At 73.6% G+C, this 12,266-nt stretch carries 11 protein-coding genes and 1 pseudogene; 1 reads left to right on the top strand and 11 read right to left on the bottom strand.

Features of this window, described 5'->3' with window-relative positions:
• Nucleotides 1-51 precede the first annotated feature (51 nt).
• From ABTX81_RS31185 to rpsB, 5 genes are all read right to left on the bottom strand, one after another.
• Entirely contained in the window at nucleotides 52-1,194 is a 1,143-nt protein-coding gene (locus ABTX81_RS31185; protein ID WP_350552579.1) for a phosphatidate cytidylyltransferase, read from the bottom strand.
• A 242-nt stretch (nucleotides 1,195-1,436) separates the two neighbouring features.
• A complete protein-coding gene (frr, locus tag ABTX81_RS31180; protein ID WP_344337868.1) occupies nucleotides 1,437-1,994 on the bottom strand; it encodes a ribosome recycling factor in 558 nt (185 codons plus the stop codon).
• A gap of 96 nt (nucleotides 1,995-2,090) precedes the next feature.
• Nucleotides 2,091-2,849, bottom strand: a complete 759-nt coding sequence (gene pyrH, locus ABTX81_RS31175; RefSeq protein ID WP_350552575.1) for a UMP kinase — start codon at nucleotides 2,847-2,849, stop codon at nucleotides 2,091-2,093.
• Nucleotides 2,850-3,110: 261 nt separating this feature from the next.
• Complete coding sequence (tsf, locus tag ABTX81_RS31170) at nucleotides 3,111-3,950, bottom strand: translation elongation factor Ts (RefSeq protein ID WP_350552572.1); 840 nt, start codon at nucleotides 3,948-3,950, stop codon at nucleotides 3,111-3,113.
• A 129-nt stretch (nucleotides 3,951-4,079) separates the two neighbouring features.
• Complete coding sequence (rpsB, locus tag ABTX81_RS31165) at nucleotides 4,080-4,949, bottom strand: 30S ribosomal protein S2 (RefSeq protein WP_350552569.1); 870 nt, start codon at nucleotides 4,947-4,949, stop codon at nucleotides 4,080-4,082.
• Nucleotides 4,950-5,465: 516 nt separating this feature from the next.
• Here rpsB and ABTX81_RS31160 point away from each other — a divergent pair.
• Nucleotides 5,466-6,017 (top strand): annotated as a pseudogene (locus ABTX81_RS31160) (M23 family metallopeptidase); the annotation flags it as partial.
• 136 nt (nucleotides 6,018-6,153) lie between these two features.
• On the opposite strand, the gene ABTX81_RS31155 reads toward ABTX81_RS31160, so the two are convergent.
• From ABTX81_RS31155 to ABTX81_RS31130, 6 genes are all read right to left on the bottom strand, one after another.
• On the bottom strand, nucleotides 6,154-6,726 hold the full coding sequence (locus ABTX81_RS31155) for a TetR/AcrR family transcriptional regulator (RefSeq protein ID WP_350552644.1): 573 nt from the start codon (nucleotides 6,724-6,726) through the stop codon (nucleotides 6,154-6,156).
• A gap of 163 nt (nucleotides 6,727-6,889) precedes the next feature.
• On the bottom strand, nucleotides 6,890-7,828 hold the full coding sequence (gene whiG / locus ABTX81_RS31150) for an RNA polymerase sigma factor WhiG (RefSeq protein ID WP_350552566.1): 939 nt from the start codon (nucleotides 7,826-7,828) through the stop codon (nucleotides 6,890-6,892).
• A 345-nt stretch (nucleotides 7,829-8,173) separates the two neighbouring features.
• Nucleotides 8,174-9,415 carry a DNA-processing protein DprA gene (gene dprA / locus ABTX81_RS31145; RefSeq protein WP_350552564.1) on the bottom strand — a complete coding sequence of 414 codons (1,242 nt, stop codon included), beginning with the start codon at nucleotides 9,413-9,415 and terminating at the stop codon, nucleotides 8,174-8,176.
• Nucleotides 9,412-11,175 (bottom strand): YifB family Mg chelatase-like AAA ATPase, encoded by a 1,764-nt coding sequence (locus tag ABTX81_RS31140; RefSeq protein ID WP_350552561.1) that lies wholly within the window; start codon nucleotides 11,173-11,175, stop codon nucleotides 9,412-9,414. The genes dprA and ABTX81_RS31140 overlap by 4 nt, the downstream gene beginning before the upstream one ends.
• Entirely contained in the window at nucleotides 11,176-11,562 is a 387-nt protein-coding gene (locus tag ABTX81_RS31135; protein ID WP_350552641.1) for a YraN family protein, read from the bottom strand.
• A gap of 333 nt (nucleotides 11,563-11,895) precedes the next feature.
• Complete coding sequence (locus ABTX81_RS31130; RefSeq protein ID WP_030056781.1) at nucleotides 11,896-12,222, bottom strand: DUF2469 domain-containing protein; 327 nt, start codon at nucleotides 12,220-12,222, stop codon at nucleotides 11,896-11,898.
• Nucleotides 12,223-12,266 lie beyond the last annotated feature (44 nt).

Raw genomic sequence — 12,266 nt, 5'->3', positions numbered from 1 at the left:
GGGGGCCCCGGACGCCGCGCGTCCGGGGCCCCTGTGCGCGGAGCGGCGGTCTCAGCTGCCGACGAAGGCCGCCAGCAGCAGCCAGACCACCGGGGCGGTCGGCAGCAGCGAGTCCAGCCGGTCCATGATGCCGCCGTGGCCGGGCAGCAGCGTGCCCATGTCCTTGATGCCCAGGTCGCGCTTGATCATCGACTCGCCCAGGTCGCCCAGGGTCGCGGTGACCGCCGCGCAGCCGCCCAGGATCAGGCCCTGCCACCAGCTGCCGCCGTCGATCATCAGTTCCATCAGCAGCGCGCCCGCCAGCATCGACAGGCCGATGCCGCCGGCCAGGCCCTCGCGGGTCTTGCCCGGGCTGATCGTCGGCGCCAGCTTGGTCCTGCCGAACTTGTAGCCCACCGCGTACGCCCCGGTGTCGCTGCACACCGTGACGATGAGGAAGAGCACGATCCGCTGCGGGCCGTCGTCGGCCGCCAGCATCATCGCCACGAAGGTGGCCAGGAACGGGACGTAGAAGGCGGTGAAGATGCCCGCCGTTATGTCCCGCAGGTAGTTCTCGGGCGGCTCGGCCATCCGCCAGACCATCACCGCGAGCCCGGTGAGCGCGAGCGAGGCCGCCGCCCACTGGATGCCCGACCAGTAGCCGGTGGCCACCATCGCGACGCCGCCCGCGACCAGCGGGATCAGCGGCGCCTTGATCTCCTTGCGCTCGGCCAGCCGGCTGGTCAGCTCCCAGACGCCGACCGACACCGCCGCGATCACCACGGCCAGGAAGAGGGCCTTGACGACGAACAGCGAGGCGACGATCACCGCGCCGAGGCCGACGCCCACGCCTATCGCGGCCTGGAGGTTGCGGCCGCCGCGCTGTTTGCGCTGCGGCGGCTGAGGCTGCGGATCGGCCTGGGCCACGGGTGTCTCCTGCCCTGGGTGGGACGACGGCACTCGGAAGGGCTGCCCCGCCGCAGGTCCGGCCGGCGCGCCGGGGTACGGCCCGCCCGCGGGGGCGGGGGGCGGGGTGTCGTCGGTGATCGCGCGCAGCACGACCGTCTCCGACGCACCCGGCTCCGACGTCCCGGGCTGCTCGTCGCGGAACAGCGGTCCGCTCAGCCGACCCGCCTCCCGGGCCGGCCCCTCGGCGGGGTCGGCGCCGGGCGGGGGCACGGGCTGCGGGCCCGGGTCGGCCGGTACGGGAGGCATGACCTGAGTCTCCTCCGCGTCCGGGTCCCAGTACACCGGAGGCTGCTGGGAGTGACCCGTTCGGTGGCCGGGGTCGCTCGCTCCGTACGGCCCGTACGGCCCGGGCTGCTGCGCCGGGTGTCCGGGTACGCCGGCAGCCTGCGCAGGTGCAGCGGGTGCCTGCGCAGGCTGGTACGGCGGGTACGGCTGGTACTGCTGGTCGGACGGGCCCCAGTAGCCGGGGGCGTCAGGGGCGTCGTTCATCAGACCTCGAGCAGCTCGGCTTCCTTGTGCTTCAGCAGCTCGTCGATCTGGGCCACGTACTTGGCCGTGGTGTCGTCGAGCTCCTTCTCGGAGCGGCGGCCGTCGTCCTCGCCGACCTCGCCGTCCTTCACCAGCTTGTCGATGGCGTCCTTGGCCTTGCGGCGCACCGAACGGATCGAGACCTTGGCGTCCTCGCCCTTGGTGCGGGCGATCTTGATGAACTCCCGGCGGCGCTCCTCGGTGAGCTCCGGCAGCACCACGCGGATGATGGAGCCGTCGTTCGACGGGTTGACGCCCAGGTCGGAGTCCCGGATCGCCTGCTCGATCGCCTTCAGCGCGGTCTTGTCGAACGGCGAGACGACCGCCATCCGCGGCTCCGGCACCGAGAACGAGGCCAGCTGGTTGATCGGCGTCTTGGCACCGTAGTACTCGGCGACGATCTTGGCGAACATCGCCGGGTGCGCACGGCCGGTGCGGATGGCCGCGAAGTCGTCCTTCGCGTGGGCGACGGCCTTCTCCATCTTCTCCTCGGCCTCGAGGAGGGTCTCTTCGATCACTGTGATCTCCCTGTCCGGTTCATCTGCGGTTGTTCCGACCGGAGTCGGCTGCGGGGCCTCGCGGCGGCGACGCCGTCCGGTGCGGCTGGTTGCTGCTCAGGCCCGGACAGAATCCCGGCTGATGAGTGTGCCGATCTTCTCACTCTTCACCGCGCGCGCGATATTGCCCTCCGCGAGCAGCTCGAAGACCAGCATCGGCAGGTTGTTGTCCTTGCACAGCGTGATCGCGGTGAGGTCGGCGACCTTGAGGTCGCGCGCGATGACCTCGGAGTACTCCAGCGCGTCGAACTTGACCGCGTCCGGGTTGGTCCGGGGATCGGCGTCGTAGACGCCGTCCACGCCGTTCTTGCCCATCAGCAGGATGTCGGCGTGGATCTCCAGGGCCCGCTGCACGGCCGTGGTGTCGGTGGAGAAGTACGGCATGCCCATACCGGCGCCGAAGATCACCACACGGCCCTTCTCCAGGTGCCGGACGGCCCGCAGCGGCAGGTACGGCTCGGCGACCTGGCCCATCGTGATGGCGGTCTGGACCCGGGTCTCGATGCCCTCCTTCACCAGGAAGTCCTGGAGAGCGAGGCAGTTCATGACCGTGCCGAGCATGCCCATGTAGTCCGAGCGGGCCCGGTCCATGCCGCGGACCTGGAGTTCGGCGCCGCGGAAGAAGTTCCCGCCGCCGATCACCACGGCGACCTCGGTGCCCGCGCGGACGACGGTGGCGATCTCACGGGCGATCGCGTGCACGACGTCCGGATCGACGCCGAGCCCGCCGCCGCCGGCGAAGGCCTCACCGGACAGCTTCAGCAGCACCCGGCGGCGCGTGCCGGTGTCCTGCGCGGTCTCCTGCGTCTCCTGCATGGACTTCTCCTTCTACACCTACTGGTTCACAGGCGCGGACGTGCGGATACCCGGCCTGCGCCTACACGCGAGGAGGCCACTGCCGCGGGAACCGGTTCGGTGTCCTGCACGGCAATGGCCTCCTCGTCGTTCATGCTGCCGACGCGGCTCGCCCATGGACGGATGGCGCTGGGTGAGCCCGTACGGCGCGTTCCCTGCCGCCCTGGTCAGCGGGCGGGGACGGTTTCCAGCCTACGGCCGGAAGCCCGGATGGAACGTGGCTCAGGCGCCGACGCGGAAGCGGGCGAAGCGCTTGAGGGCGACGCCGTTCTCCTCGAGGACCTTGGCGACGGTCTTCTTGTTGTCCTTCGCGAAGGCCTGCTCCAGGACGGAGTGCTCCTTCACGAAGCCGGTGACGCGGCCCTCGACGATCTTCGGCAGGGCGGCCTCCGGCTTGCCCTCCTCGCGAGCGGTGGCCTCGGCGACGCGGCGCTCGTTCTCGAGGTCCTCGGCCGGGATGTCCTCGCGGGAGAGGTACTTCGGCGCGAAGGCGGCGATGTGCTGCGCGACGTCCTTGGCGACCTCGGCGTTCTCCTTGTCCAGCTCGACCAGGACGCCGACGGCCGGCGGCAGGTCGGGGCTGGTCTTGTGCAGGTAGACCGCGACGAAGCCGTCGCCGTCGAACTGCGCGAAGCGGCGGAAGACGATCTTCTCGCCCAGGGTCGCGTTGGCCTCGTCGACGAACTGCTGGACGGTCTTGCCGGCCTCGATCTCGGAGGCGAGCGCGGCGTCCAGGTCGGCCGGGGCGGTGGCGGCGACGTGGGCGGCGATCGCGTCGGCGACCTGGACGAAGTTGTCACCCTTGGCGACGAAGTCGGTCTCGCAGTTCAGCTCGACCAGGACGCCGGACTTCTTGTCCTCGGCGATGAGCGCGGCGACGGCACCGTTGGAGGCATCGCGGCCCTCGCGCTTGGCAACGCCCTTCTGGCCCTTGATGCGAAGGATCTCGACGGCCTTCTCGACGTTGCCCTCGGCCTCGTCCAGGGCCTTCTTGCAGTCCATCATGCCGGCGCCGGTGAGCTCACGGAGCTTCTTGACGTCCGCGGCGGTGAAGTTCGCCATGGTGTGAATCTCTTCTCGCGTCTCGCGTGTCTGCGTGGGGTAGCACCGGGGCCGATGGTTCGGCCCCGGCACGGGAGAGAGGGGCACCGACCGGTGTCGTACCGGCGGGTGCCCCTCACCCTTGGTACGTCAGGCCTGCTCGGCCGGAGCCTCGGTGGCCGGAGCCTCCACGGCGGGCGCCTCGGCGGCGGGGGCCTCGGCAGCGGGGGCCTCGGCGGCCTTCTTCTCGCCCTCCAGGAGGTCCTTCTCCCAGTCGGCGAGCGGCTGGTCGGCGCCCGGCTCGGCCTTGACGTCGCCCTTGGCGACACCCGCGCGGGCCTTGAGGCCCTCGGCGACGGCGTCGGCGATCACACGGGTCAGCAGGGTGACGGAGCGGATCGCGTCGTCGTTGCCCGGGATCTTGTAGTCGACCTCGTCGGGGTCGCAGTTGGTGTCGAGGATGGCGACGACCGGGATGTTGAGCTTCCGGGCCTCGCCGACCGCGATGTGCTCCTTCTTGGTGTCCACGATCCAGACGGCGCTGGGAACGCGCTGCATGTCGCGGATACCGCCGAGGGTCTTCTCCAGCTTGTCGTGCTCGCGCTGGAGGACCAGGAGCTCCTTCTTGGTGAGGCCGGAGCCGGCCACGTCCGAGAAGTCCAGCTCGCCCAGCTCCTTGAGGCGCTGCAGGCGCTTGTAGACGGTCGAGAAGTTGGTCAGCATGCCGCCGAGCCAGCGCTGGTTCACGTAGGGCATGCCCACGCGGGTGGCCTGCTCGGCGATGGCCTCCTGGGCCTGCTTCTTCGTGCCGACGAAGAGGACGCTGCCGCCGTGGGCAACGGTCTCCTTGATGAACTCGAAGGCGCGGTCGATGTAGTTCAGCGACTGCAGGAGGTCGATGATGTAGATGCCGTTGCGCTCGGTGATGATGAAGCGCTTCATCTTCGGGTTCCAGCGGCGGGTCTGGTGACCGAAGTGGACGCCGCTCTCCAGCAGCTCCCGCATCGTGACGACGGCCATGGCCGTGCTCCTCAGGTGTTACGCCCGGCTCCGTCGCAGTCGCGTCGCGGTCGGCGCGCGGTGGCGCTCCCCGCTCGGCCCGTGCGAACGGCCGGGTCAGGCTCGGTTTGTCCGTGGCGGCCAGGTGACAGCCACGCCTGACGCCCCGAACGTGCCGAGCCGCTTCCACCCGGCGGTCCTGGGACCGGCCGGGCTCGGCGGACCGAGCGGCACTCGCACCTGGCGGGGGCGGCGGCGGAGCCGCTTCCGTCCACCGGTGGCGGGGCGTGCGAAGTCGACCCGGCGGACCGGGTCGCGTGTGAAGTGTACGGGAAGCGCCGAGCGCCGGGCGACTCCGCAGGCGGCGGGCGGTCCGGGACAGGGCTGGTCCGGGGCGGCCGGACGGCACTGCCGGGCCCGCGTGAACCCGGTGGCGTACACCCGTTGGAGGGACGGCCACGGTCCACAGGGGCGGGTTGTCCACAGGAACCGGGGAAGGGGTGGCCGGGTCGGCGCGGGCCGGGGACCCTCGGCGGCATGACTGGCACGACTGCTCCTGCCGCCCGGACTCCGGCCGGGCCCCCGCCCGGCCGATCCGGCCGATCCGGCCGACGGGTGCTGCTGGTGGTGCTGCTGGTACTGGGCTCGCTGCTGCCCGCCGGGCGGGCCGGGGCGCTGGGGCACGCGGCGGGTGGCTGGGGTGAGATCAGCGCGGATGAGGTCGGCACGGGTGAGGTCGGCGCGGGAGGTGGCGGTGGGCGGGCGTGGCCGGTGGACGGTCCGGGCGGCCGGCCGGGCGCGGTGGTCCGCCGCTTCGAGGCACCGGCCCGGCCGTGGGGCGCCGGGCACCGGGGGGTCGATCTGGCGGCCGCTCCCGGGGCGGAGGTCCGGGCGGCGGCCCCCGGGGTGGTGACGTTCGCCGGGCCGGTGGCCGGGCGGCCGGTGGTCACCGTCACCCATCCGACGGCGGGCGCTCCCCCGGCGCCCCCACTGCGGACCACCTACCTGCCGGTGACCGCCGCCGTCGCGGTCGGCACCGCGGTGGCGGCGGGCCAGGTGATCGGACGGCTCGCCGACACGAGGGGCCACTGCGCCGACGGCGTCTGCCTGCACTGGGGGCTGCTGCGCGGACGGCGCTACCTCGACCCGCAGGCCCTGTTCGGCACCGGGCGGGCCCGGCTGCTGCCGCTCACGGATCCGCTCCCCGGGGACCCGGCGCGGCGGGTCAGCTCGGACCGAGACCGTGCAGGGCGAGGGCGACGGCGGCGTCCGCGATCACCTCGGGGCTCTCGGCCCGCCCGCCCGCGGCCCGCTGCTCCGACTGCCGGACGGCCGCCTCGACGATGCCCTGCAGCAGCGCGGCGGCCAGCCGGGGCTGTTCGTGGCCGAGGTCCTCCAGGGCCTGCACCACGAGCCCGACCAGCGTCCCGTGCGCCGCCCGGATGCGCTCGCGGGCCGCGTCGTCCAATTCCAGCGCGGAGATCGCGGCGACCGCCCGGTGGCGCGGGTCGGCGGCCAGCGCGAGCTGGCCCCGGACGTAGGCCTCGATCCGCTCGGCCGCGGTGTCCCGGCTCGCCATCCCGGCCTCGATCTCGGCGGCCCAGAGCGGGAAGTCGCTCTCGCAGAGCGCCTCGACCACGGCCGCCCGCGAGCGGAAGTACTCGTACACCGAGGACCGCGCGAGTCCCGTGCGCGCCGCGAGCGCGGGGAAGGTCAGGGCCTCCATGCCTCCCTCGGTGAGGAGACTGCGGGCAGCGTCGAGGAGGGCTGCCCGCTGCATCTGACGGTGCTCGGCCACACTGGCTGCTCGGATCTTCGGCACGCCCTCCACTGTACGGAGCCCTACATCCCGCCGGTACGGTGCCGCGCATCGGCGCGATGCGGAGGGTGGCGTACCGGGGCGCAGAGCGCGGACCGGGCGTACGCGGCGCACCCTGGCCGGGGTGCGTGCCGCCGGACCGCTACCGGATGTCCGACAGCTTGGCGCGCAACTGGAGCACCGACTTGGTGTGGATCTGGCTGACCCGGCTCTCCGTCACCCCGAGCACCTGGCCGATCTCGGCGAGGGTCAGGCCCTCGTAGTAGTAGAGCGTCACCACGGTCTTCTCCCGCTCGGGGAGCGTGTTCACGGCCTGCGCCAGCAGCCGGCGCAGCTCGCGGTCCTCGGCCACCTCGACCGGGTCGTCCGCGCCGTGGTCCTCCAGGGTGTCCATCAGGCTGAGCCGGTCGCCGCCCTCGCCGACGGGGTGCAGCAGTTCGTCGAGCGCCACCACGTTGGCGAGCGAGAGCTGGCTGAAGATGGCGTGCAGGTCCTCGATGGCGATGCCCATCTCGGCCGCCACCTCGGGCTCGTTCGGCGTCCGCCGCAGCCGGGCCTCCAGCGTCGCGTACGTCCGCTCGACCGCCTTCGCCTTCTGCCGCACGGAGCGCGGGATCCAGTCCAGTGCCCGCAGCTCGTCGATGATCGCGCCGCGGATCCGGCTGATGGCGTAGGTCTCGAACTTGATGGCGCGTTCGATGTCGAACTTCTCGATCGCGTCGATCAGCCCGAAGACCCCGGAGGAGACGAAGTCGGCCTGCTCGACGTTGGAGGGCAGGCCCACCCCGACCCGGCCCGCCACGTACTTGACGAGCGGCGAGTAGTGCAGGATCAGCTGCTCCCGCAGCCGCTGGTCGGCCGTCTCCTTGTAGGCGCGCCAGAGCTCTTCGAGCGCCGTGCGTTCCCGGCCGCACGCCTCCCGGCGGTGACCCGGCGCCCCGGCCGACGCGGGGGCGGCCGGGTCGGCGGAAGCGCCGGGCGCGTCCTGGCGGTCGTCGTGCGCCCCGGGGTGCGCCGGACGGCCGCCCTGCCGCGCGAGGGCCCCCATCCCGCCCCCGGCCTTGGGCGGGAACTCGGTCACGGTGCGCCGCTCGGTACGCGGCCCTCCCGAGGACCGGGCGCCACCGGTCACTCGGTGTCCGGGAATGTGTGTGGGCATACGTTGGTCTGCGCCGTTCTGCCGAGTCATGTGCTGATAGGGAAGGCATGGCGAGCGTAGCGTGACCGACTCGCTGCACAGTGCTACCGCCACTCGGTCGTCCCCCGATCCGGTGGCGTTCGTGTCACCGGCCCGGGGTACCCGGGGCACCCGGGGTGGACGCACCGGACGCCCGCCCCGCCGCGCCCGCCCGGCCCGTCAATCCCGGTCCCTCCGCTCACCCGTCCGTGCGGTCCTCCCCGCACCGTCGGCCATCCGGACCCGCCGTCACCTCCTTCGCACCAGGCGCCAGTGCGCGCCGTGCCGTTCGACGTGGCCGAGCGAACCCAGCTCGTAGAGCCGCTGGAGCACCTCGTCCGGCGGGAGCCCGGACTGCCGGGCCAGCCGTTCCACCGGCGCGCCGTCCGGAGTGGCGGGCACCGCCTCCAGGACCTGGGCCGCCGCCGGCTCCAGGAGGTCCCTGGGCAGCACCGGCCCGCCGCGCTGCGGCGCCAGGTCCTCGCCGATCGCGCCGATCAGCTCGACGACCTCGGCGGCGTCGGTGACCACGGTGGCGGCGCCGCTGCGGATCAGGGCGTGCACCCCGGAGGACAGCTCCGAGGTCACCGGGCCGGGCACGCCCATGGTGTGCCGGTTGAGGTCGCGGGCGCGTCTGGCGGTGCTGAGCGCACCGCTGCGCAGCGCCGCCTCGACCACCACGGTGCCCCGGGTCAGCGCCGCGATCACCCGGTTGCGCAGCACGAACCGGAACCTGGTCGGGTGCTCCCCCGGCGGGAGTTCGCTCAGCAGCAGCCCCTGCTCGGCGATCCGGCGGATCAGCCCGGTATTGCCCCGCGGGTAGGCCACGTCCACCCCGCAGGCGAGGACACCGACGGTGGGACCGCCGACCGCCAACGCGCCCCGGTGGGCGGCCGCGTCGATGCCGTAGGCGCCGCCGGAGACGACCACCCAGCCGCGTTCGGCCAGCTGGGCGGCGAGGTCGCCGGCGACGTGCGCGCCGTACGCCGTGCACGCCCGGGCGCCCACCACCGCGACCGAGCGCAGCGCCAGCAGGCGCAGCGAGCCGGTGCCGACCACCCAGAGGCCGGTGGGGCGACCCTCGCCGAGGTCGTCCAGCTGGCTCGGCCACTCCGTGTCGCCCGGAATGATGAAGCGTCCACCGGCCGCCCGCACCCGTTCCAGGTCGGCGACCGGGTCGAGACCGGGCAGCCGGGCCCGGTAGGCCGCCAGCCGGGCCCCGTCCGGGCCCGGTGGGCCGGGGGGCGTACCGTCCCGGATCGCCCGGACGACGTCGAGGGCGTCGGAGTGGGCGAGCCAGCGGCCGAGCGCGGCGTCCCCCGGTTCGCCGAGCCTGCTGAGCGCCGCCCGGGCGAGGCGCTCGGGTTCGGGCGTGGGTCCGGGTTCGGGCCGCGGTGGTGCCGGCTCGGGCGGCGCCGCCGGCCGGGAGACGGGGGCGGCCCCCGGTTCGGCGGGCGGGCCCTGGGCGAGGTCGTTCGCGGTGCGGTTCACGGGCCGGCCTCCTCGGGCTCGGGCTGGGGATCGGCGGTGCGGCGGGCGGAGCGGGGGCGGGCGGGACGGCGCTCCGCCTTGGCGCCGGCCCGATCACCCAGCTGGTCCCCCGCCCGGTCCGGGGCGGGGTCCGGGCCGGGGTCCGGCCGGCCGAAGAAGCGCTCCGTCAGCGGGAGCCCCTGCTCGACCCCGGTGCGTAGGACGAGGGCCGTCCGGACGTCGCGCTGCTCCGGGCGGTCGCGGCCGGCCAGGTCGGCGACCGTCCAGGCGACCCGCAGCACCCGGTCCAGGCCGCGGGCGGTCAGCAGGCCGCGTTCGAGCTGCCGCGCGGCGTCGTTCAGCGCGCCCGAGGCCAGCTGCCAGCGGGTGCGCAGTTCGTGGCCGGGGACCTCGGCGTTGGTCCGCCACGGTGTGCCGGTCAGCCGGGCCGCCGCGCGCTCGCGGGCCGCCAGCACCCGGGCGGCGACGACCTCGGTGGTCTCGGCGGAGGCGTCGCGCTGCATCAGCTCGACCCTGGTCACCGGGGCGACCTGGACCTGGAGGTCGACCCGGTCGAGCAGCGGTCCGGAGAGCCGCCCCTGGTACCGGCTGACCATGGCGGGCGTGCACTCGCAGCCCTCGCCCCGCCGCGAGTGGCGCCCGCACGGGCAGGGGTTGGCGGCCAGGCAGAGCAGGAACCGGGCCGGCAGCCGCATCGAACCGGCCGACCGGGCGATCACCACCTCACCCGATTCGAGCGGCTGGCGCAGCGCGTCCAGCACCCGGACGGGGAACTCCGGCGCCTCGTCGAGGAACAGGACGCCCCGGTGGGCCAGCGAGACCGCACCCGGTCTCGGCAGTCCGCTGCCACCGCCGACGATCGCCGGCATGGTGGTCGAGTGGTGCGGGGCGCAGTAGGGCGCGCGGTCGACCAGCGGCCGCCCGGCGGGGAGCAGCCCCGCCACCGAGTGGACCGCGGTGACCTCCAGCGCCTCCTTCTGGGTGAGGGGCGGGAGCAGCGCCGGCAGCCGCTCCGCCAGCATGGTCTTGCCCGCGCCGGGCGGTCCCTTGAGATAGAGGTGATGACCGCCGGCGGCGGCGATCTCCAGCGCCCGGCGGGCCTCGTACTGGCCGGCCACGTCGGCGAGGTCCATCCGGGCGGCCGCCTCGTCGGGCAGGCCGCGGACCCCCGCGCTGGGGAGCATCAGGCCCGCCATCAGCGGATCGGGCTGCCCGCCGGGGCGGTCGGCGGGCTCCTCCGGTTCCGGGGCACCGGTGAGCACGGCGATCAGCTGGCGCAGGCTGCGCACGCCGAGGACGGTCACCCCGGGGACCAGCTCGGCCTCGGCGGCGGTCTGCTCGGCGACCACGACGCGCCGGTAGCCGGCGTCCGCGGCGGCCAGCACCGACGGGAGCACCCCGCGCACCGGGCGCACCCGCCCGTCCAGCCCGAGTTCGCCGATGAGCAGCAGCTCGGCGATCGCGGACGGGTCGAGCCGTTCGGCGGCGGCCAGCACGGCGCAGGCCACCGCGAGGTCGAAACCGCTGCCGCTCTTGGGCACCGAGGCCGGGCTCAGCCCGACGGTCAGCTTCCGCTGCGGCCAGGCCTCGCCGCTGTTGACGACCGCCGCGCGCACCCGGTCGCGGGCCTCGGAGAGCGCCTTGTCCGGCAGGCCGACCAGGGTGAACGCCGCCACCCCGGGCTCCAGATCGGCCTGGACCTCGACGATCACCCCGTCGACGCCGACCAGTGCCACCGAGCAGGTCCGGGCGAAGGCCACTCAGACCACCCCCCGGAGGTGGTCGACCGAGGCCGCGCCACGGGTCCGGTTGATCACGGCGACCAGGTCGATCCGGACGCCGCCGGGCGGTACCGGCGCCCACGGCGGGTCGGCGGCGCCGGGCCGGTACTCGGGGCCGGCCAGCCGGGCGAAGTGGCCGGGCCAGCGTTCGGCCATCCAGCGCTCGGCCAGTCGGCGCAGCCGGTCGGCCTTGGTCGGGCCGATGGCCTCGCTGGGCTGCTGGAAGCCCCGCTCGGAGCGGGTCTTGACCTCGCAGACCGCGAGGGTGTCGCCGTCGAGGGCGACGATGTCCAGCTCGCCCTCGACGCAGCGCCAGTTGCGGTCGAGGATGCGCAGCCCGTCCTCGGCGAGCCGGCGGGCGGCCACCTGCTCGCCGTAGCGGCCGAGGCCGGTGTTGGTCGGCCGCTCCGGTCCCGGCGCGGCCGACGGGGGCGGGCCGTCCGCCGGGGCCCGCGCCGTCCTCCGGCGCGGCTGCCCGTCCCTCCGGGCCTTCGCGGTCTGCTTGCGCGGGGTGCGCTCGATCTCCTGCACGGTGACCACCTCCGCCGTGGAGGCTGCCGTGCGGTCCGCGAAGGGACCAGAGAGTTGTTTTTCCCTGTGGACAACTCGGGCCTGTGGATAACTCCTGTCACCCTCGGGGGTGATTAACCCGGAATACCCGAAATTCCCCTGGACATCCGGGGGCCGGGCGGTCCACCGTCAGTTCCCGAAGCCGGACTCGTCCGAGGGCAGCTCCAGGTCGCTCTTGGCGAGTTCCTCGATGTTCACGTCCTTGAAGGTCAGCACCCGGACCTTGCGGACGAACCGGGCCGGCCGGTACATGTCCCAGACCCACGCATCCGCCATCGACACCTCGAAGAACACCTCGCCCTGCACCGAGTGCACCTGCAACTCGTAGTCATTGGTGAGGTAGAACCGTCGCTCGGTCTCGATCACGTACTTGAACAGGCCGACGACGTCCCGGTACTCCCGGTAGAGCTTGAGCTCCATCTCGGTCTCGTACTTCTCGAGATCTTCGGCACTCATCCAGGCGTCCCCTCAACTTGTCACGTCCACCCATTGTGGACCAC

Source organism: Kitasatospora sp. NPDC097605 (assembly GCF_040302725.1).
Classification (GTDB): domain Bacteria; phylum Actinomycetota; class Actinomycetes; order Streptomycetales; family Streptomycetaceae; genus Kitasatospora.
This window is presented reverse-complemented; position numbering and strand designations above follow the sequence as displayed.